Raw genomic sequence first — 20,226 nt, forward strand, 5'->3', positions numbered from 1 at the left:
GAGGCATCCGCTTTTTCATGCAACCGAAAAAACTTACTTATTCGGCTGCGGCGTGTAGCGCAGGTACGGCTTCACGATATTCAACCCTTTGGTAAACTTCTTTTGCGCGTCTTCGGTGCTCACTGCGGGCACAACGATGACGTCTTCACCGTCTTTCCAGTCGGCCGGCGTTGCTACGGAATAGTTGGCTGTCAGTTGGAGCGAATCCACCACGCGGAGGATTTCGTTAAAGTTACGGCCTGTCGACGCAGGATAAGTGAGCGTGAGCTTCACCTTCTTGTCGGGACCGATCACAAATACAGAGCGTACTGTCGCTTTTTCACTCGCATTCGGGTGGATCATATCGTACAGCTGAGCTACCTGGCGGCCTTCGTCGGCGATAATCGGGAAGTTCACTTCGGTATTGTTTACTTCATTGATATCCGGGATCCAGCGTTGGTGCGAATCCAGGTCGTCGACGCTCACGGCGAGTACTTTCACATTGCGTTTCTCAAACTCACCTTTCAAAAGGGCCGTTTTACCCAATTCGGTTGTACAAACGGGAGTAAAGTCAGCGGGGTGAGAGAACAGCAATCCCCAGCTATCTCCCAGCCATTCGTGGAATTTAATAGGTCCCTGAGTGGTATTTGCTTCAAAGTCCGGTGCGATATCTCCTAGTCGAAGTGACATAATGGTGAAGGTTTAAAGAATGAAACATTAATCTACTAACATTGTAGAGTAGAACACAAAATTAAAGAAATAGTTTCATTTAATGCCCCATTTCCTCGATTAATAAATCCAACGGCAAGGCGCCCATCACCGAACTACATTACCAGCTGATAATCTTCATTTTAACTAATTTTAACCGCTTTTTAAGGCTTGTTTAATTGCGTTTTAATTGCTGTTTGGCTCCTTTGAGAAACGAAAACCGGAGGTGGCTCACGTCCCCGGCCGGTCGGTAAAAGGACTTTGTAAAACGCTATCAGCTTCTGCACATGACAGCCCGGAACAACTCTTTCGACGAACAAGCGGTACTGCATGAGTTGAAGCAGTTTTTGCCGGCGTTGTCACCGGGAAAGACATTTACCTATCGAAACCCATTGGAAGGGTTTCAGGAGCAAACCTTTGATGACGCGCTGCGGCACGCGTCCGAAATGCTGGGCTACCGTACTACGCTCTCTTTGGAAGAATACCGTTCGCTTTACAATTCCAAAAGGGTGAAACCAGGTGTCCTGGAAAAAGTGCTGGTCGAAAAAAAAGGCGCTGCCAATACATTTGAATGGCAGGACAAGGTGCTGATGAAGAAATTTCCGGCCGCCGCCGAATCCCCGTCAAAGATCGGCAAACTGAGGGCTAACTGGCAAAAGCAATACAAAACCGACCTGGATGCACGTGTCCATCCGAGACTGTTCCGGATTCTAGGCAACTATCTCGACCACGGTGTTTCGGATTGGAAATTTCCGGTACGCGGAAAAGGCTTTCTCGATTCCATGCGCGAAGTGGAATCGAACAGCTTTGTCAGCGCATTCAATACGCCCCGGGCGCGGAACCTGCTTTTGCAAGCGAGCTCTTCTATCAACGATCTGCTGACGGTCATTGTCGGGGACGAAATGCTTTTCAAACAATACCTTTTCGACCAGCAATTTGCCCACCGCGGCTGGTCCGGACTGGTAGCGACACTGGAAATCGGCCGGGAAATTTCACCCAATGGCAGCAATATTACCCTGCGCGAGCTGATCGTGTTCGAATTGCTGCTCGAAATCGATGTCCTGGATGATCGCCTGGGCAGGCATTGGGAGCCCCTGTCTTACCGGCTACCGGCACCTCCCGAGGATTTGTTTGCGCCAGTTCCGGTCGGCGAAAAGAGTGAAGTACTCGCCATTTGGCAGGAAGCGGTTGAATGGAGTTATTATGAAGCGATTTTGGCTGAATTGCGCCAGGATCCGCAAAATACCCGGAATCAAACCGGTACGCGGGTCACGGAAACAACGTTCGCCAATGCGGTGGATTCGTTATGCATCATCGGCCAGCCATCGCTACTCCGGAGCGTTACGGCAGAACACCGTGCATTCAGGCACGGCTACGATTTTTCGCTCGATCCGAACGGTGAAATGCTGGAAGAGATACTGGAAGCAGTGGTACCCTCACTCGGAGTCGCTAATCTTGAATGCTTCTTTGCACGGACCGGCCTGGCGGGAATGGACGATATTTTGACCGATCAGATGATCGGGTTGTTGGGGCTGGCCGACACTGCCCGGGGCGATTTACAGGCGCCCTTGCCCGCCGGGCTAACCAAAGATTTCGAACCCATGCGCCTGTTGTGTGTCGTTGAACAGTTCCCCGAAACGGTATTGGAGGTGATAGACCGGCTGGCCGTGCAATCGACGTGCGTCGGGCGGCGATCCGTCGGGCGGCGATCCATCGCACTATGGCTGCTGAATGAGTGGGTACACCTCGTAGTGATCGATCCTGTCTCCCGTGAACTCCGGGTTTTGAAAAACAGGAAAATGATTACTTATAAGTCCGCCCCCCGGATCGTCATTGAAGATGCCGTCCATTAAAATATTCGCTATCGGTGGCTGGTGATTGGTGAAGCCGCATTACTGATTGATACCGGTTGTCGATAGCTTTTTTAAATGAGTATATGTTTTGGAGTGATTTCCATTTTGACGGTTTGACGCTAGCCTACCTGACAACAGGGTTCGCGATGACGCTCCTGGCCGTCTGGAATGGCCACAGAACATTGCGCGGGCACAAGCAGTGGCCCCGCTTCGTGTGCACGGTTGTGTTTTTTTGTACCGGTTACGGGCTAACCATTTTTTCAGGTGGTTTGAAAACATTACTGCTCGGCTGGGAGGTCATGGGGATAGCTTCATTTCTGCTCATCATCCTCCACCGGGAATCAACGCGCGGCATTTCGGCGAAAGCCTTCTTTATATATCGCTTGGGTGATGTGGGCTTGCTCCTTGCCATGTGGGCAAGCCACCACCTGTGGCGGGAAAACACGTCGCTCGTATCGTTCCTGTTGGTGGCAACGGCCTCCATGCAATCGTCGCAGCTGCCGTTCTTTTCGTGGCTGCCCCAGGCACTGGAAAATGCTTCCACTGCGAGCGCTATTCTACTTACCACACTCACGGCCCAAATGGGTGTGTTCCTCTTGCTGCGGACTTCTCCGTTTTGGGAACACCAGGTCTCCGTCCGTGTGCTCATCGCATTACTCGGGTTGGCAGGGGCTGCAATGGCGGCTGGCTTTGCCAGGGCGCAATCATCGGTAAAGCGACGCATTGCTTATATTTCAATGGCTCATACCGGACTCATTTTTATCGAAGTAGCCGCCGGATTTAAGAACCTGGCACTCATGCACATCGCAGCAAATGCATTTCTGAATGCGTACCGGCTACTGGTTCCGCCTCCACTGGTTGGCCCGATAGTCGGGGAACGAATTGTTTCAAATAACAAAACCTGGGAAGACCGGCTTCCTAAAAAGCTGAAATACACTGTTTATATGCTCTATACAAAGGAATGGGGCTTGTATTCGCGCTTGTCGAGATACCTGCGGCAATGACCTTATCGATGTTAACCAACAACCAGATCAGTAAACTGAATACCAATTTTCATAATTATAGTTAACCTGTTCGTTTAAGTTTCGGAAACCATCTCATGTTTAAAATGAGATGGTTTTTTGTTTATTTTGAACTAAGCCTGCGTGTTTTGCTTTTTTAGATTAAAACCAACCTTTCCCCCCTTGAAACTGCCCGTCTACCTGGATAATAATGCGACTACCCCTGTGGACCCAAGGGTCTTGCAGGAGATGCTCCCCTATTTTTCGGACAAGTTCGGGAATGCCGCGAGCCGGACACATTCCTATGGCTGGGAAGCGGAAGAGTCGGCAGATATGGCCCGCGAGCAAATTGCCGGCCTCATAGGTGCGCACCCGCAGGAGATTGTGTTTACATCGGGTGCTACCGAAGCTGTGAACCTGGCTATTAAAGGTGTTTTTGAAAATTCGGACCAACAGGAGAAGCATATCATCACCGTATGCACCGAGCACAAAGCGGTGCTCGATACGTGCAAGCATATCGAACGTCTCGGCGGCAACGTCACCTATTTACCCGTCAACACCAGCGGGCAGATCAGCCTTACAGATCTCGAAAATGCCATTACGGCCAATACCATTCTCATTGCGGTCATGTACGCCAACAATGAAACCGGGGTGATCCAGCCTATCCGCGAAATAGCGGCCATCGCGAAAAAAAACCATATCGCGTTCCTGTCGGACGCCACGCAGGCTGTCGGCAAAATTCCGTTGAATGTCCAGAATGACGGCATAGATTTGCTGGCGTTGAGTGCGCACAAGATTTACGGTCCCAAAGGCGTAGGGGCATTGTATGTGCGCAAAAAGAATCCCACCGTGACCTTAACCGCGCAAATGGATGGCGGCGGCCATGAACGGAACATGCGAAGCGGCACATTGAATGTCCCCGGCATCGTTGGACTCGGCTGGGCCTGCGAGATCGCCGGTGCCGAAATGGTCCGGGAAGCCAAACGCATTGCCGCACTCCGGAATGCATTCGAAGTGGAATTGCTTGTGCTGCAAGATATCGAGATCAATGCTGAGGACGCGCGCAGGCTGCCGAATTGCACCAATATTTCGTTCGGACAGGTGGATGGCGAAAAACTGATATTTGAGGCCGGCAGCGACCTCGCATTTTCGCGCAGCTCGGCCTGTACCTCGGCCACCCTCGAACCCAGTTATGTACTGAAAGCAATGGGTTTTTCTGACGAACGCATCCATAATTCCTTCCGTTTCAGTTTCGGGAGGTTCTCTACGGAAGAGCATGTAAATCACGCAGTTTCGGTTATTTCAAAGATCGTAAAACAACATCGTCATGAAAGAGATCACGGACATCATCCGGTCGTATGAGCAGGCATTGACCTCGGGCAAGCGCATGGCGCTCGCGACGGTCGTGCATGTGGAAGGCTCCTCATACAGGCGCCCGGGCGCACGCATGCTCGTGACCGACGACGGCCAGCTCACCGGTGCTATCAGTGGCGGATGTTTGGAAGGTGATGCGTTGCGGAAGGCATTACTGGCTATCTCCCAACAAAAAAACAAGCTGGTAACCTACGATACGACCGACGAAAACGATACCACTCTGGGCGTTCAGTTGGGTTGCAATGGCATTGTACACATTCTTTTTGAACCTATTAAAGCTGATGACGCCGAAAATCCAGTGGAATTGCTGAAAAATATTTCGGCCAAAAGGCAGAATGCGGCTGTGGTGACACTGTTCTCACTGCATTCCCGTGCTGGGACACAACCCGGCACCTGTTTTTTGCATTTGCAAACCGATGATCAGGTGACGTGTAATTGCACCGACCCGGAAATGTACGATCTCCTACTGAACGAAACGCAGGCTGCCTACGAGCGTGGCGATTCATTTTTCAAGGCATTCGACCAGTCGCTAACCGGCTTTGTGGAGTATTTCAATACCCCGCCGTCGCTCGTCATTGCCGGCGCAGGTAACGATACGATTCCCCTCACCGAAATGGCAAGCGTACTCGGCTGGAATGTTACTGTGGTGGACGGCCGCACCGGCCACGCTACACGCCAACGATTTCCAAAAGCCGGAAAAGTGCTGGTAACGCGTGCTGAGGATGTTTTAAAGCATGTCACCGTCGATGAGCGGACGTTTGTACTACTCATGACGCATAATTATAATTACGACCTCGCATTGCTGAAACAGCTGCTCAATGTAGATGCTTGTCAATATGTAGGTGCACTAGGCCCGAAGAAAAAGCTCGAACGGATGTATGCGGAGCTCGAAAGCGATGGAATGGTGATTACGGATGAGCAGAAGGCGAAAGTATTCGGGCCTGTCGGGCTTGATATCGGCGCCGAGACCTCGGAGGAAATCGCATTGTCGGTACTGGCGGAAATTAAAGCCGTATTGGGTAAACGCGCCGGGTTTTCCCTTCGCGAAAAACTGGAACCGATTCACAACCGCTCCGATCAGCGAGTGGATTATACCCGTGACGAAAAGGAAGATTTTCTCTGCGCGGTTCAGACAATCGTCTCTTGACTGATTATGGCTCGCGCTGAATATGGCATTGTAATCCTTGCAGCAGGCAACTCATCGCGACTCGGTGAGCCCAAGCAGTTACTTCAATTTCAGGGCAAGAGTTTGATCCGGCACATTACGGGAGCTGCGCTGGCGACTGTGGGCAGCAATGTCATTGTAGTCACAGGTTCTAATTCTGAATTAATTGAAGCAGAACTTAAAGGCCTGCCATGCAAGCTGGCATTCAATGCCGACTGGCAGGAAGGCATGTCGGCCTCCATTAAAACCGGCATTCATGCGCTGCAATCGCGGTATCCGCAACTTACAGGGGCAATTCTGGCCGTAAGTGACCAGCCATTTGTTTCCTCAGAAATTTTCAATGCCTTAATTCACACTTTCGAAGCAAATGCCAAAGGCATGGTCGCTTCAAAATACAGTGATTCGCTGGGCACTCCTGCTCTTTTTGCTGCTTCCTATTTCCCTGCCCTGTTACAACTCACAGGGGCCGAGGGAGCGAAAAAGTTATTTAAACGCTCTCCTGACGACGTTTCGATATGCCCATTTCCACAAGGAAGCATCGATATTGATACGCAGGAAGATTACAAGCGCCTCATCTCAGGCGAGTAAGCCTCACTTTTGGTTTCTATTTCCTCAAAAATATTTTTTCAGCTACCTGTTGACAATGTCAAATCATCAGTTACATTTGCAGTGTACTATTTAACTAATACACTAAAACAATTGAGCCATGATTCACCTTAACCAGGTTTCTTTTGGGTATAGTAAACGCAACAAGCTTTTTGAAAATCTTAGTTTGAAACTGGAACCCGGCCATATCTACGGATTACTTGGCAAAAACGGGGCCGGCAAATCCAGCTTGCTTCGCAATATGGTAGGGTTATTGTTTCCCCGGGAAGGCCAGATTGAAGTGGCAGGCTACGAGCCCCGAAAACGCCAGCCTGCCTTTTTACAGGATGTCTTCTTTATTCCGGAAGAGATTTACCTTCCATCGGTGACTGTGGAAAAATACCTGGAAATGCTGGCGCCCTTTTATCCAAAATTTGACGAAAAGCAATTCAGAGGCTATATAGCTGAACTAGACATCCCACATGGTAACAAGCTGACCGGAATGTCTTATGGCCAGAAGAAAAAGGTATTAATCGCCTTCGCATTAGCCACCAATACCCGCGTGCTCATTATGGATGAGCCTACCAATGGGCTCGATATTCCTTCCAAGAGTCAGTTCCGGAAACTGGTTTCCTCCGCATTGGACAAAGACAGGCTAATTCTGATTTCCACACACCAGGTACGTGACCTTGACAATCTCATCGACGCCATTATTATTTTGGAAGACAGCAAAATCATGATCCGGCACAGTTTGGAAGCTGTTTCTGAACGTCTTTACTTCGGAATTTTGCCCAGCATTGAATACGACGATCGTGTGCTGTATTCAGAACCCTCATTACGTGGTTACAAGGCAGTTTTCGAGAATTCATTACAGGAGGAAAGCCGGGTTGATCTCGAACATTTGTTTAATGCGGTTATCGAAAACCCTGCGCGGATAAGCCAGATATTTGCTCACTAAGACCATGAGACTGATCATTGTGCTCCTGCTCATTGTGCTGGGCCTGATGCTCCGGCATATATTACCGTCACTTCTTCCTGTCCACTCGTCTCCATTTCTTTCACTATGAACCAGACATTCAATATACATCGCTTCACCCTCATGCTAAGGCTCGATTGGGCTGAAAAGGGCAAAAATTACTTGCTGATGGCATGCGTGTTGGTCTTCTGCCTTCTAATCCTGATGATGCCCGTCGCAATGTCCGATGAATACAGCAATTTCCGGGAGGTCCTGCATTACTTTGCGCTGATCATGATCCTGCTCCTTGGCGGAAGCCTCTATACCAGCACCGCATTCTCACAATATTCTGCCTCCGATACAGGCATTGCTGCATTAATGCTTCCCGCGTCCGGGATCGAGAAATTCCTCAGTTCGTTGTTGATCAACCTCCTTTTTGTCGTTTCATTCCTGGTCTTTTTCTGGCAGTTCCATTATTTCATCATCGACCTTGCCAACAAGAGCCTTCCTCCCAATGGCGACAAGTACAGGTACATTCCGGAAGATTTCATGCTGTACTCCACCTATTCCTACCTTGGCATCCAGAGTGCCGTTTTCCTCGGATCGATCTATTTCAAAAAGTCATCCTACATTAAAACGGCTGCCGTGTTCATCGGATTTGCGTGCATCACGACATTGATGAACCTCATGCTTGCCACAAGTCTTGCCTCAAATCCTTCCAAGATCGCGGTCTTTCCATTGACTGGGTGGAAGTTATGGTACTATCCCAAAGACGACATGTCGCCCCCCGAGTATGTCGCCGGGTTTTACCACTTGACGTTTCCTCCCGAGATGTTTACGGCATTACAAGTCTTTTCCGTGTTCATTGCATTGATGCTTTGGGCGTGCGCCTACTTTCAGATGAAGGAAAGGGAAATTTAACAAAGCTATTTATGGAATTTAAAGATAAACAAGCCATCTACCTGCAAATCGCCGACTACATCTGCGAGCAGATTCTACTGGGTAAATGGCCGCCCGGTGAGCGCATACCGTCGGTAAGGGACCTCGCCGCTATGATGGAGGTTAACCCCAACACGGTCATGAGAACCTATGACTTCCTGCAAAACAAAGAAATCATATTCAACAAGCGGGGAATTGGCTATTCGGCCGATGAGAAAGCGAACGAAAAAATATTGGCCTATCGGAAAGAGCGCTTTCTGGCAACCGAATTACCGGATTTTTTTAAAACTATGTATCTGCTCGACATCGGAATAGACGAGTTGCAAAACCGCTATCAGAAATTCATCGTAGAAATGTACCCGTTAACCAAATAATTCCGAGACCATGAAAACAAGTAATATCCTGCTTATCGTGACCGTGTCCTTATTTTTTCTGGTCACGCTTTCTTCCAATCTGGCATTGAAAAGCCAATTTGATAAAATCGACAAGAATGATGCGTTCTATGGGTTTTCACGACACCCGATCAAACCGTTTCAATACATCAAGCTGCTAGGCAAGGACGTTGGGTTAACCGAAATCCGACAAGGACCCGTTGCCGAAATCAGAATGATCACGCTACCGAAGTACCTGCGATGGGACTCCTCAGGTGACACCTTAATATTGACGTATACACCAGAAGTAAATCAGGGTTATCGGCCAAGAGGCGGTACCTATGGCTCACTTCCTTCCTTTTACGTGATAACGCCTAGCCTTCAAGGTATTATTTTGGACAACGTCCGGTGCAAAGTCAGAAACTTCAAATTCGGAGATCTGACGGTGCAGCAAAAAGGCGACGGCCTCTTTTTCGCGGGTAGTTCAATCGATAACCTGACGGCTAATGTGGCGGCAAACGGCTATCTCAAACTAGACCAGGACAATCAAATCGGAAGAGCTGATATTACGGTGCGAGATAGTAGTGTATTGAGCGCAGACAAGGATATGTTCAAGCTGTTTAATGCCAAAATCGACAGCTCGGCCTACATCAGTATGCCTGGAAGCATGCTTAAAAAGATGATGACGGGAAATAAAATAGCCCCGAGGTAATCCCGGGGCTTTGATTATTTTGTTCGCAACAATTATTGCTATTTAATCCCCAGCATCAAGCTCGTACTTCCGCCGGCATTCGTCGTCGGTAGTATGCCGTTCCATTTGGCGACCCATTCTTGCTGGATGAGCAGCGGGGTAATTGTTTTTTGTCTCAGCTGGTTGGCTTCCGCTTCCGCCCGGGCTTTGATTAATGTGGCTTTCGCCTGGCCCTCAGCGCGGGCGATAATAACTTTTGCTTCTGCTTCGGCCTGTTTCGCCTGGTTTTCAGCTTTCAGACGTGCCTGAATGGAGGCATTCTTTTCGTCGATCATTTGCCGGAGCGATGGCGGCGGGGTAATGGCGGAGGTCAGCTGGTCGTAAACGAAACCGTCTTTGCCGAGGGTTTTCGTCAAAACATTCTGAACTCTGTCTTCGAAAACCTCACGGTTCGACATGACGCTGTCAGAAGTGAATGAGTTGGCTACGATGCGGTAGGCGTCATAAATGGTGTTTTTCATAAAACCCTGCTGGATTTCCGCTAACGGTCTCCTGTATTGGCGGTAAATCTGCGGCACTTTATCGGGGTTAATGTGGTAGTTCAGTTTCGGATCGACTTTGAATTCGGCGGCGTCTTTCGTCGTAATCACAAATGACTCGTAATCAACACTCTGCGTATAAGTAGGGAATTCTACAATCTTGGTCGTCCAGGAATTGTACCAAACGCGGCCAGTTACCAAGGTAATGTTGTCGACACCCTTATCGCTACCGTAGAGATTAATGCGGATACCTACATTACCCGCATCAATGTTTTCGAACGAAAATGGTTGTATGGCGAGCGCCATGATTAGTACGATGGTTGTCAGAACTCCGATAATAATGTTGCGCTTCATATTCAATTACAGTTTAGATTTCAATTGGTTTACGATTTGTCCGAGGGCAATATTGAGAAAGTACAAAGACAACCCGATAATTGCTATGCCGGCAAAAACAAGCAAATCGGACTGGGCGTTGACGAGCCGGAGCGCGTAGGTTATCACAATGACAACCGCCGCGATTTTCAGAATGTGTATCATGTGGGTGAGGTTTGTTTTGTGTAAAATTAATGCGCAGACGGGTGAACGACCGTTAGATTTTATCTAATGGTGCTGCGCGTGGTTGAACGCGTCAAAAACCCCATAAACAGCACGAAGCACGCCGACGGATCGACGTGCTTCGCAGCATTTGGAATAACAATATAAATCTTACAGCAGCGCAGCCGCAGCCTCGTCCACAAACCAATGCAACTGCCCTTTTACGGGCTGAATAATCTGTGAAGGATAAAGGTCTACATTCTTTTCTCCTTCCAAAACCTGTTTCAGAACCTCCGACTTACCTGCGCCTGCCGCGAGGAAAACCACGCAGGCAGCCTCATTCACGACCGGGGCCGTGAGGGTAATGCGGTACATGTCCTGGGCTTGCAGGAAGAATGAGGTTGCAAGCGCATTTTGCTCGTGGATTACTTCCGTTCCGGGGAAAAGCGACAATGTATGACCATCATCCCCCATTCCGAGCAACACGAAATCGAAAGTGGTTTCAGAACCTTCGAAATAAGTTTTTACTATCTTCTCATATTCGGCTGCCGATTCCTCAGGCGTAATGTCCGTGCGCATGATGTGGATGTTTTCGGCCCTTACAGGCACTTTATCCAGCAGTTCGTCGTAGCACATTTTGGCATTATTCCTTGAATCTTCAAACGGAACCGCGCGCTCGTCGCCCCAAAAGAAATGTAACTTTTCCCATGGAATCGACTCTTTGTAAGGCGACTCGCCCAGCAATGCGTACAATGCCTTCGGTGTGCTTCCGCCCGAAAGTACGAACGTGAAACGGTCCTGCTTTGCAAGCACTTGCTGAATGTAATGGTTAATCCATTCAGCAAGGCTGGCACTCAATGCTTTGGTATCCTTCTCGATATGCAACTCCATAGCTTACGGGGTTGGAGGCAGGTTGAGCCAGGTATGTCCGTCGCGGGCGAGCAGCGCATCGGCCGCATCGGGTCCCCATGAATCCGGCGCATAGTTCGGGAAGTCCTGTGGCGGGCGGTTTTCCCAGGCTTCGAGGATCGGCATGATCACTCTCCACGCTGCATCTACCTGGTCGTTACGCATGAATAGCGTCGCGTCGCCTTCCATGACGTCCAAAAGCAATGTTTCGTACGCCTCTGGTGCGTGCTCTCCTGCTGCGTCGTAATCGAAAGTCATATCCACCGGATCGAGCATCATCGTTTGTCCCGGGCGTTTGGCCTGGAAACGGATACTGATGTCCATATTCGGCTGGATGCTGATCGTCAGACGGTTGGAACGCCAGGTTTCAGCAGACTCAGGCGGGAATGCATAATGTGGCGCTTGTTTGAAATGCAATGTAATATGGGTCGCTTTCTGGTTCAGGAATTTACCGGTCCTCACGTAGATCGGCACACCCTGCCAGCGCCAGTTATCGATATAAAACTTCACAGCCGCGAAAGTATCGATATTCGACTGCGGGTTCACACCTTCTTCCTGGCGGTAGCCTACCACTTTCTCGCCCTTTTTCCAACCACCCGAATATTGTCCGCGAACGGCGAAATCGTGTACTTGTTCTTTGGTAATGCGGCGGATCGCGTTCAGAACGTCTACCTTTTTATTACGGATCTCATTAGCATCGAACGACACCGGCGGCTCCATCGCAATCATACACAGGATTTGCAGGATGTGGTTCTGCACCATGTCGCGCAATGCGCCTGCGTGCTCGAAATAGCCTCCGCGGCCTTCGAGACCGACTGCTTCGGCAGCCGTGATCTGGATGTGGTCGATGTAGTTGCGGTTCCAGAGCGGTTCGAATAATGCATTGGCAAAACGCAGTGCAAGGATATTCTGAACCGTTTCTTTGCCCAGATAGTGGTCGATTCGGAAAATCTGCTCCTCAGCAAACATGCTCGAAAGCAGCAAGTTCAGCTCGTGAGCACTTTCGAGGTCGTGCCCGAAAGGCTTTTCAACTACAATACGGGTCGTGCCTTTCTCGCCGCAGATCTTCAACGCACCCAGTTTCTGAGCGATCGAAGGAACGAGCTGAGGAGCGACGGCGAGATAGAATATCACGTTGGGATGAACACCCCATTCTTCTTCTTTTTCTTTTACCAGGTCGGTGATCTTGTGGTACGCTGCCGCGTCGTCCCCGTCCATTTGCAGGTAGGAAACATGCTGCGTAAAATCCGTCCAGTGGCCATTTTGCTTACCCTTGCGGCGCGAGAATTTCGTAACGCCGTCTAGCAAATGCTCATGATATTTTTCATTGGAATAAGCACTCCGCCCGATACCCGCGATCGCGAACTGATCGGGCATCCAATTATCCAAAAATAAGTTATAAAGGGCGGGTGTGAGTTTCCGGTAGTTCAGGTCACCGCTTCCTCCGAAAATAAAGAGTACCGAGGCAGGGGGACGTTTATTGGTTTGCATAAAATTTCTGATTTATTGTTGACCCCATTCTGTATGGAAAGTACCTGGGATGTCGGTACGTTGGTAGGTGTGCGCGCCGAAATAATCGCGTTGCGCCTGGATCAGGTTCGTCGGCATGTACGCTGTTTTGTACGCGTCGAAATAGGCCAGTGACGACATCAACGCAGCGGCCGGGATACCCGACTGGGCGGCAAAAGCGACCAATGACCGCGTATTACCTTCCACAGACTTAACCAATGCAGCTACCTCTTGGTTCAACAGAATATTGGACAATTCCGGGGTTTGCTTGTAGGCGCTCGTGAACACACTGAGGAGCGACGAACGGATAATGCAACCACCTCTCCAAACGCTCACTACGTCCGTCAGCGGGATCTCCATTTGCAGGTCTTTCGAAGCCTGGAACAGCATTGCGAGGCCTTGCGCATAGGCCAGAATAGTGGCAAAGTACAATGCGTCGTGTACCTGCTGGATCAATACCTGGGTTTCTTCCGAAATCGCATTGCTTGCTCCATAAAGCTCAGCCGCAACCACTCTTTCATCCTTATAACCTGAAAGCGTACGCATAGCCACTGCCGAATCGATCACGGGAACAGCCACAGGCAATTCCATAGAGTCCTGCGAAGTCCACTTACCGGTTCCTTTCGAACCCGCTTTGTCGGAAATCACGTCAACCAGGTGCGCGTCGGTCTTGTCGTCCTTTTGCAGGAAAATATCGGCGGTAATTTCCACCAGGAACGATTGCAGGTCGCCATCATTCCAACTCTTGAATACTTCATGAAGTTGCTGGTTGCTCAAACCGGCCTTTTTCAGGATCGCGTACGATTCGCTGATGAGCTGCATAATGGCATATTCGATACCGTTATGCACCATTTTCACATAATGGCCGGCACCTTCTTTGCCTAGGTAGGCTACGCAAGGTTCGCCATTCACTTTGGCTGCAATGGCTTCCAGCATCGGCTGCACGTGTGCATATGCCTCCTTGTCGCCGCCGGGCATAATGCTCGGGCCTGTGCGCGCGCCTTTTTCACCACCGGAAACACCAATTCCCATGAAATGAATATCCTTTTCACGGAGGTATTTCACGCGGCGGAGCGTATCTGTATAATGAGAGTTTCCTCCATCGATGATAACATCGCCTTTTTCAAGAAGAGGTAATAGGGATGCGATAACATCGTCGACCGGCTGGCCGGCAGGCACCAGCATCATCACCTTACGGGGACGTTGCAGCAGCTGGATCATCTGGGCTAGTTCTGAAACGCCCTTAACAGTGGTGCCCGGGGTGGCACTGGATTCCAAAGCAGAATTTTTGGTTTCGTCCTTATCGAAACCGATAACAGAGAAACCATGATCGGCCATGTTCAGTAACAGGTTTCGGCCCATTACGCCCAGTCCAATCATCCCAAAATCGAATAAGTTCTGTGACATAGATTAAACGTCTTGAATTAAGAAGCTGCAATATCAGGGTTTTTCAAAGACCAGCTTACATCTTGATTGATAATCTGTTTAAAATTTAAATTGTTCTTAATATTTTATTAAATTCACCCTAACTATGGTTATTCAATAGTTAGTCAAATAGTCAATAATAACTATACACATTACTATGTACTACAAATTTATCCGGGTCGCCTTTCTGGCTATCCTTGCTTCATGCAATGCGTTTTCGCAAGATTCGCTTGTCATTAAAAACCGCTTCCTGGAAAGAAAATTCACTATAAGTGATAATTCTTTCCACACATCGCGCTTTCAACATCTTCTGACGAACAAAGATTACAGCCGCCCTGGCTCGGAAGAATTTTATTTTACAATTAACGGTAAGGCAGTAAGTGGCAACGGTGCGGATGGGTTATTTAAATACATCAAACACACATCGGCCAGGACGGGTGACGGAGTTCAAAAAGTGGTCGTACAACTCGCGGGACGATCGGGTAACAGCGCTGAAAATGTAGTAGTAGATTTGAGCTATGAGGTGTACGACGAGTTGCCGGTTATCAGAAAGCAAATCAGCATTACCAACAATGGCTCAAAGGCGATTGCTATCGCCGATCTGGAAGTAGAAAGACTGAATCTAGTGCCCGTTTCTTCACAGCAAAGTGAATTATACACCAATTACGGCTCCCGGTTCGCCTGGCGGCCCTATCACGGCGACCACCATGATGCAGCCATTTTTGTGTACAATAATTATGCAAAAGAAGGCTTCATCCTGGGTAATGAAGCGCCCAGCATTCTCAAAAAGACAGAAATCTACGCCGATCACCACCGCATTTCGATCGGTATGACCAAGCTGACTGACCATTATCCATTTAAAAAGTGGATTGAACCGGGAGAAAAGTTTAACAGCCCCAAAACATTCATTTGTCTCGTCCAATCACAGAAATGGGAAGATGCCTTCGAAGGCCATTTCGCCGACTTCATTCGCACGCGCCTGGGCGTGAAGCTTTTCGAGCGAAAAGAAATCCCGTTCACATTCTACAATACCTGGCGGCCTTTTTATACCAATATTAATGATACGCTGGTAACACAGCTCGCCGACGGCCTCGAAGGCACCGGCACCGATTTGTTCATTATGGATGCGGGCTGGGAAAACAATTACGGTGATTGGGAAGCCCACCCTACCCGATTCCCGAATGGCTTGAAACCAATCACCGACCACATCCGGAAAAGAGGAATGAAAGCCGGTCTCTGGATGGGCCTGGCATCGGTGGACAAAAACAGTAAACTTTACAAGGAGCATCCCGAATGGGCCATTTACGACAAAAACGGCGAACCCGCCTACCTGCACGAGGAAATGAAAGGCCGGGTTACCATGTCGCTTGCGTCGGGGTATTACGATTATATCCTGGAAAAAATAAAGCGTCACGTCCGTGAGAACGACCTTGCTTACATAAAGCTCGACCTGGCCATCGCCAATTCCGCTTACGTGCTCGACTATTCAAAAAAAGGAGATTACAAATCGGAAGGTAAAGCCCACAAAGACCGCGAGAGCTCGTATTTCGCCATTTACGAAAAAGCATTACAGCTCTTCGACGATCTGCACAAAGCATTCCCCAACCTGCTCGTAGATTGTACCTATGAGGTTTGGGGAGAGTACTATATCAATGACTATGCATTAATCGAACACGCCGACTACGACTGGCTCACCAACTACGACGACGACGCTCCCGTTGGCCCGATCAACATCCGGCAAATGGCTTTCGACCGTGGGCGGGCCATCCCGGTCGCTACAAACCTGATCGGCAACCAGTATATGGACTCGCCTTACTCCAAATACACATTTCTGTCGCTGGCCTCTGTCAAACCGATTCTCGTTGGCGACTCACGAAAACTGCCGCAAACGCTAAAACCCTGGTATTTAAAATGGAATACCTGGTTTAAAATGATGGACCAAAAATATCAGTTCACGCGCTTCTCGTATGTATCCGACATCTTCCAGCGGCCGACGATGAGCAACTGGGACGGGGTCTATAAATTCAATAAAGAGAAACAGGGCGGCGTTTTGTTCTTCTTCCGAAACGGGTCTGTTGAAACCACACGGACATTTGCATTTCCGCTTGCGCAGCCAGGCGGGCGTTATCGTCTGTTTTCACCCGAGGATGGCAAAGATCTCGGCATTTTCAGTGGAACAGAATTGCTTGAAAAAGGCATTCGAGTTACCATTGAAAAGCAGTTCGACGCCAGCGTATGGGGCATTGAGAAAGTGGAGTGACTAAATAGACAACCGGGCTAAGAGCAGCAAGCGCTATTTTCTCCTCGGTTTCCGGACTCCCCGCCACCAAAGCAAAAAGCCTGTGACAGATAATAGACCCGGAGCAAGCCCGGTTATCACATACAAAACCTTAACGGGAATGCCACCGAAATTCCCGACATGCAGCGGGAAGAATGTCGCTTCAATGCGCTCGGCCAAGGGCTTGTCCGAAAATCTGTTAATAGATAGTAACTCCCCGGTCTGCGGATCGATCTTCACCGAGTTGGAGCTTCCCCAGATCTTCCATTGCCCCGCCGAATAGCCGCGTACTTCAAACTTACGGGTTGGTTGCGTCGGCAGGTAAACATAGGTCGGCTGCAAATCCGGCATGCCCGAGAGCGCTTGTTTAAACATCCGATCCGGGGAGATGGTTATGAGTGTATTGGGCCGGGCGGCTACCTGCTCATTCTCCCACGTTTTGGCTTTGAACGCAAACAGGTTCATCCAGAATCCGGTAAAGAAAATCACAGCATTCAATAGCAGCGACCACACGCCCACAATACGGTGTAAATCCGAGCTGATCGTCCGCCAGTTCTTTCGGTTGATTTTTATTTTAAAACAAATCACTTTCCACAGCATCTTGCAGTAAACCACCGCGCCCGTGATCAGGGAAAGCAGCATGGTAATGCCAAAAACGGCAGTCAAAGCCGCACCGGGAATGCCTAGTTGGAAGCTGAAATGAAACTGGAAAAGCCACTCGATAAAACTGGGCGTGAACTCGCTCGACGGTCCCTCACGCAGAATCGCACCGGTGTGCGGGTCAAATGAAATCAGCCCGAGATCATACGTAAACAGGCGGGCGTCGTTGAAGTAAATCCTGAAATTGTAGGCATCGGTCGGCCCCGCGTCCGGATTTACCCATGCAATGCCGTCCAGATTCGGGTAGCGGGTGGTGATGTTTTCGTAACAACGCTTCAAGACCTGGTCAGTCGCGGTATTGGTTACCGGTGAAACATGCAGCAGATTTCGGTTAAAATACTGGTCAAGCTCCGTTCTGAAAACCAGAACGGAGCCACTTAATCCCAGCAAAATCAGAAATATCCCGGTTAACAAGCCAAGCCAGCTGTGTAGCCTGAAAACGGTCCTGGCAAATGGTACTTTCTTCATAATGCGCTGATAATCCGGTTACCAGAGTTGATAGCTAATTCCTAATCTTACATTAAATGGATCACCTAACCCTGCCAGCGTCACGCCGGAACGGCTTCCGGTGAAGTAGTGCTTGTTGGCCAGGTTATATGCATTCAACTGGACCTGGAACCTGTTTCGCTGGTACGAAAGCGCTGCATCCAGGACGATGTAAGAAGGGAAAACAAAGTTCTGATTGCTCAGCAAACCGACCTGGTCGCTCACATACCGAGCACCCGCCGCCAAACTGAACCCTTTGAGCACATTAGCAGGAAGCGCATATTTGCCCCAAAAGTTGATCTGATGCTTCGGCGCATTGGCAAATCGGTCGCCTTTTTTGCCGTAGGTGGTCGTGCTCACCAGCACGTGCTCGTTGAATGCATACCCAGCTATCAGGCTGAGCGCGTTCAGGCTGCCGGTAATGGAAAACTCACCTCCCCGGCTGCGCGTCCCATCGATCGCCGCCTGCCGGTGGGAGTTTTCTTCCGTCGGTGCGGCCGTCAGAATGTTAGCATAATTGATTTGATACAACGACAATGTTGCCGACAAGCGGCTATCGAGCACATCAGCCTTTGAACCAACTTCATACTGGGTCGCTTTCCGGGTCGGGAATGGGCCGCCAGCCAGCACATTGTTGGAAGTTTGAGGGTTAAAGGATTTTAGATAGGTACCATAAATCGAGACATTCTTCACCGGCAAATACACCAATCCGATCCGGGGAATCCAGCCAGAAGCTTGCAGCTCGTCGCCCTGCTTGTTGTCGCGGTCCGAAAGCGGCGTTTCCTTCGCATTATAGCTGTCGTAACGCAGTGAAAGCAGCACTTTCAGTTTACTCCCGATGCTCAGCTGGTCCTGGATATAGCCGCCGATCAGGTTCGTTACACGCTTATTGTCATCCGACTCGTCGGCCGGAACCGAGGCGTCGGGAACACTGCCGGTATAGTCGGGGTTCAGAATGGAAATGCGGGTGGATGGTTTGTATTGATAATCGTTTTCAGTCCATCCATAACGGTTATAATCGGTACCGACGATGACCTGATGCCCTACCGCGCCGGTTTTCGCGCTGTAAGTGGCGAAAGCGGTCGTTTGCAGGCTGAACCTGTCGGTCAGCCAATCCTGGTACCCTCGGCTGACCGAATCGTTTCTGATCCTTCCAACCGGAATATGGTCTGTAAAATCGAGCACATTTCGCACGGCCCGCTCCACGACTGTGAGTTTGAGATTGTCGTTGATCCGGTGATCGAAGGTGAGTGTGGCCGACATGTTACGGGTTTTGCCGTAATCTGTCGGGCTCTGGATGGTCAGCTTGTTGGAATAATGGTTGAAATCGAAACTGCCGTCGGGCCTGGTATAGATGAAGCTACCGTTGTCGTATTGCTGAACGGCCCTGGAATAGGCATAGTTGAGTTCGAGGTTCAACGAAGTCCGGCTGTTAAAAAGGTAGGTTAGTGACGGCGCAACGAAAAGGTTCTTTTTCTCCTGATAATTCCTGAAACTCTCCCCGCGGTCATAGCCGACGATCGCCCGGTATAAAAGCTTCTTCTCACGATCGATAGGCCCGGTAAGGTCGACCGATGCGCGGCCAAATGCCCAGCTTCCCAGAGAAAGATCCACGTTTGCCCGCTTTTCAGTCAGCGGCTTTTTAGTGACAAAATTGACGACACCACCCGGAGAACCCTCACTAAACAAAGCGCCAGATGGACCACGAAGCAACTCTACGGACTCGATATTATAAAGCAACGGCTGCTGGCTCCACAAGAACAGGTTCCCCCGTATCCCATTGTAAAGCAAGAAACTGGCGTCATTGGGTGAGTAAGCCGTAAAACCTCGTATCTGAAAGTTACCATTACCATTGTTGGCTTTCATGCCTGTAAATGAACCGGCAATCTCATTGAGCGTGAATGCCTGCCGGTCGCGCAGCACTTCCGCCGACATTACCTGCACCGATTGAGGCGTAGCAAGCAATGGCGTATTCGTTCGGGTGGATGCATGGGAGGATAAAACCTGGTAGCGGTTCTTCGCTGTACTCACTACCACTTCTTCCAGTTCCTGTTCTTTGCTGATGCTATGCCGGTTCAGCGAATCAGGACGGGATTGGGCAAAGCTTTCTTCACAGATAGTTGCGGTTAAAAGAAATAGCAACAGATATTTGATTTTCATCGATAGATACAATTAATGTGCTCACCCGGTTTCAGAAGCGGGCGAGATAGGTTGGATATAAGCAGATGCGCTGATCCGGATGACGAGAGAGAGGTCATCGGAGCT

At 49.6% G+C, this 20,226-nt stretch carries 18 protein-coding genes; 10 read left to right on the forward strand and 8 right to left on the reverse strand.

Translation table 11 applies throughout. The annotated features are described in order from the left end of the window. Nucleotides 1-33: 33 nt before the first annotated feature. Nucleotides 34-669 (reverse strand): peroxiredoxin, encoded by a 636-nt coding sequence (locus IEY24_RS14890; protein WP_188933394.1) that lies wholly within the window; start codon nucleotides 667-669, stop codon nucleotides 34-36. 305 nt (nucleotides 670-974) lie between these two features. On the opposite strand from IEY24_RS14890, the gene IEY24_RS14895 reads away from it, so the two are divergent. The 9 genes from IEY24_RS14895 to IEY24_RS14935 all read left to right on the forward strand — a co-directional run bounded on the left by IEY24_RS14895 (nucleotide 975) and on the right by IEY24_RS14935 (nucleotide 9,642). Continuing rightward, the gene (locus IEY24_RS14895) at nucleotides 975-2,540 is read left to right on the forward strand and encodes a putative inorganic carbon transporter subunit DabA (RefSeq protein ID WP_188933396.1); all 1,566 of its coding nucleotides are present in this window, start codon (nucleotides 975-977) and stop codon (nucleotides 2,538-2,540) included. 83 nt (nucleotides 2,541-2,623) lie between these two features. Continuing rightward, nucleotides 2,624-3,544, forward strand: coding sequence for a proton-conducting transporter transmembrane domain-containing protein (locus IEY24_RS14900; RefSeq protein WP_188933397.1), 921 nt, complete (start codon nucleotides 2,624-2,626; stop codon nucleotides 3,542-3,544). Nucleotides 3,545-3,724: 180 nt separating this feature from the next. Next, the gene (locus IEY24_RS14905) at nucleotides 3,725-4,903 is read left to right on the forward strand and encodes a cysteine desulfurase family protein (RefSeq protein WP_188933400.1); all 1,179 of its coding nucleotides are present in this window, start codon (nucleotides 3,725-3,727) and stop codon (nucleotides 4,901-4,903) included. Continuing rightward, nucleotides 4,869-6,062 carry an XdhC family protein gene (locus IEY24_RS14910; protein WP_188933402.1) on the forward strand — a complete coding sequence of 398 codons (1,194 nt, stop codon included), beginning with the start codon at nucleotides 4,869-4,871 and terminating at the stop codon, nucleotides 6,060-6,062. Before IEY24_RS14905 ends, IEY24_RS14910 begins: the two co-directional genes overlap by 35 nt. A 6-nt stretch (nucleotides 6,063-6,068) precedes the next feature. Beyond that, nucleotides 6,069-6,668: a nucleotidyltransferase family protein gene (locus tag IEY24_RS14915; RefSeq protein ID WP_188933404.1), complete on the forward strand. Its 600-nt coding sequence runs from the start codon at nucleotides 6,069-6,071 to the stop codon at nucleotides 6,666-6,668. 118 nt (nucleotides 6,669-6,786) lie between these two features. Further along, the gene (locus tag IEY24_RS14920) at nucleotides 6,787-7,623 is read left to right on the forward strand and encodes an ABC transporter ATP-binding protein (protein ID WP_188933406.1); all 837 of its coding nucleotides are present in this window, start codon (nucleotides 6,787-6,789) and stop codon (nucleotides 7,621-7,623) included. Nucleotides 7,624-7,728: 105 nt separating this feature from the next. Further along, entirely contained in the window at nucleotides 7,729-8,541 is an 813-nt protein-coding gene (locus tag IEY24_RS14925) for a hypothetical protein (protein WP_188933408.1), read from the forward strand. Between the two features lie 11 nt (nucleotides 8,542-8,552). Next, nucleotides 8,553-8,933, forward strand: a complete 381-nt coding sequence (locus IEY24_RS14930; protein ID WP_188933410.1) for a GntR family transcriptional regulator — start codon at nucleotides 8,553-8,555, stop codon at nucleotides 8,931-8,933. A gap of 10 nt (nucleotides 8,934-8,943) precedes the next feature. Further along, the gene (locus tag IEY24_RS14935) at nucleotides 8,944-9,642 is read left to right on the forward strand and encodes a hypothetical protein (RefSeq protein ID WP_188933412.1); all 699 of its coding nucleotides are present in this window, start codon (nucleotides 8,944-8,946) and stop codon (nucleotides 9,640-9,642) included. A 38-nt stretch (nucleotides 9,643-9,680) separates the two neighbouring features. On the opposite strand, the gene IEY24_RS14940 is transcribed toward IEY24_RS14935, so the two are convergent. The 5 genes from IEY24_RS14940 to gnd all read right to left on the reverse strand — a co-directional run bounded on the left by IEY24_RS14940 (nucleotide 9,681) and on the right by gnd (nucleotide 14,519). Next, nucleotides 9,681-10,514: an SPFH domain-containing protein gene (locus tag IEY24_RS14940; protein ID WP_188933414.1), complete on the reverse strand. Its 834-nt coding sequence runs from the start codon at nucleotides 10,512-10,514 to the stop codon at nucleotides 9,681-9,683. Between the two features lie 6 nt (nucleotides 10,515-10,520). Further along, nucleotides 10,521-10,697 carry a hypothetical protein gene (locus IEY24_RS14945; protein WP_188933416.1) on the reverse strand — a complete coding sequence of 59 codons (177 nt, stop codon included), beginning with the start codon at nucleotides 10,695-10,697 and terminating at the stop codon, nucleotides 10,521-10,523. A gap of 168 nt (nucleotides 10,698-10,865) precedes the next feature. Next, nucleotides 10,866-11,585, reverse strand: coding sequence for a 6-phosphogluconolactonase (gene pgl, locus IEY24_RS14950; RefSeq protein ID WP_188933423.1), 720 nt, complete (start codon nucleotides 11,583-11,585; stop codon nucleotides 10,866-10,868). A 3-nt stretch (nucleotides 11,586-11,588) separates the two neighbouring features. Continuing rightward, nucleotides 11,589-13,094 carry a glucose-6-phosphate dehydrogenase gene (zwf, locus tag IEY24_RS14955; protein WP_188933425.1) on the reverse strand — a complete coding sequence of 502 codons (1,506 nt, stop codon included), beginning with the start codon at nucleotides 13,092-13,094 and terminating at the stop codon, nucleotides 11,589-11,591. 12 nt (nucleotides 13,095-13,106) lie between these two features. Continuing rightward, on the reverse strand, nucleotides 13,107-14,519 hold the full coding sequence (gene gnd, locus IEY24_RS14960) for an NADP-dependent phosphogluconate dehydrogenase (protein WP_188933427.1): 1,413 nt from the start codon (nucleotides 14,517-14,519) through the stop codon (nucleotides 13,107-13,109). Nucleotides 14,520-14,694: 175 nt separating this feature from the next. On the opposite strand from gnd, the gene IEY24_RS14965 reads away from it, so the two are divergent. After that, complete coding sequence (locus IEY24_RS14965; RefSeq protein WP_188933429.1) at nucleotides 14,695-16,797, forward strand: alpha-galactosidase; 2,103 nt, start codon at nucleotides 14,695-14,697, stop codon at nucleotides 16,795-16,797. Nucleotides 16,798-16,830: 33 nt separating this feature from the next. Here the strand turns inward: IEY24_RS14965 and IEY24_RS14970 are convergent, their stop codons facing one another. Next, nucleotides 16,831-17,943: a PepSY-associated TM helix domain-containing protein gene (locus IEY24_RS14970; RefSeq protein WP_188933431.1), complete on the reverse strand. Its 1,113-nt coding sequence runs from the start codon at nucleotides 17,941-17,943 to the stop codon at nucleotides 16,831-16,833. A gap of 18 nt (nucleotides 17,944-17,961) precedes the next feature. Continuing rightward, nucleotides 17,962-20,121 (reverse strand): TonB-dependent siderophore receptor, encoded by a 2,160-nt coding sequence (locus IEY24_RS14975; RefSeq protein ID WP_188933432.1) that lies wholly within the window; start codon nucleotides 20,119-20,121, stop codon nucleotides 17,962-17,964. Between the last annotated feature and the right edge of the window lie 105 nt (nucleotides 20,122-20,226).

The sequence above is a fragment of the Dyadobacter endophyticus genome (genome assembly GCF_014641595.1).
Classification (GTDB): Bacteria; Bacteroidota; Bacteroidia; order Cytophagales; family Spirosomataceae; genus Dyadobacter; species Dyadobacter endophyticus.

What these genes read in the sequence shown, in the direction of transcription:
- IEY24_RS14890 (WP_188933394.1), bottom strand. Translation starts at nt 669, where the DNA reads ATGTCACTTCGACTAGGAGATATCGCACCGGACTTTGAAGCAAATACC.
- IEY24_RS14895 (WP_188933396.1), top strand. Translation starts at nt 975, where the DNA reads ATGACAGCCCGGAACAACTCTTTCGACGAACAAGCGGTACTGCATGAG.
- IEY24_RS14900 (WP_188933397.1), top strand. Translation starts at nt 2,624, where the DNA reads ATGTTTTGGAGTGATTTCCATTTTGACGGTTTGACGCTAGCCTACCTG.
- IEY24_RS14910 (WP_188933402.1), top strand. Translation starts at nt 4,869, where the DNA reads ATGAAAGAGATCACGGACATCATCCGGTCGTATGAGCAGGCATTGACC.
- IEY24_RS14915 (WP_188933404.1), top strand. Translation starts at nt 6,069, where the DNA reads ATGGCTCGCGCTGAATATGGCATTGTAATCCTTGCAGCAGGCAACTCA.
- IEY24_RS14920 (WP_188933406.1), top strand. Translation starts at nt 6,787, where the DNA reads ATGATTCACCTTAACCAGGTTTCTTTTGGGTATAGTAAACGCAACAAG.
- IEY24_RS14925 (WP_188933408.1), top strand. Translation starts at nt 7,729, where the DNA reads ATGAACCAGACATTCAATATACATCGCTTCACCCTCATGCTAAGGCTC.
- IEY24_RS14930 (WP_188933410.1), top strand. Translation starts at nt 8,553, where the DNA reads ATGGAATTTAAAGATAAACAAGCCATCTACCTGCAAATCGCCGACTAC.
- IEY24_RS14935 (WP_188933412.1), top strand. Translation starts at nt 8,944, where the DNA reads ATGAAAACAAGTAATATCCTGCTTATCGTGACCGTGTCCTTATTTTTT.
- IEY24_RS14940 (WP_188933414.1), bottom strand. Translation starts at nt 10,514, where the DNA reads ATGAAGCGCAACATTATTATCGGAGTTCTGACAACCATCGTACTAATC.
- IEY24_RS14945 (WP_188933416.1), bottom strand. Translation starts at nt 10,697, where the DNA reads ATGATACACATTCTGAAAATCGCGGCGGTTGTCATTGTGATAACCTAC.
- pgl (WP_188933423.1), bottom strand. Translation starts at nt 11,585, where the DNA reads ATGGAGTTGCATATCGAGAAGGATACCAAAGCATTGAGTGCCAGCCTT.
- zwf (WP_188933425.1), bottom strand. Translation starts at nt 13,094, where the DNA reads ATGCAAACCAATAAACGTCCCCCTGCCTCGGTACTCTTTATTTTCGGA.
- gnd (WP_188933427.1), bottom strand. Translation starts at nt 14,519, where the DNA reads ATGTCACAGAACTTATTCGATTTTGGGATGATTGGACTGGGCGTAATG.
- IEY24_RS14965 (WP_188933429.1), top strand. Translation starts at nt 14,695, where the DNA reads ATGTACTACAAATTTATCCGGGTCGCCTTTCTGGCTATCCTTGCTTCA.
- IEY24_RS14970 (WP_188933431.1), bottom strand. Translation starts at nt 17,943, where the DNA reads ATGAAGAAAGTACCATTTGCCAGGACCGTTTTCAGGCTACACAGCTGG.
- IEY24_RS14975 (WP_188933432.1), bottom strand. Translation starts at nt 20,121, where the DNA reads ATGAAAATCAAATATCTGTTGCTATTTCTTTTAACCGCAACTATCTGT.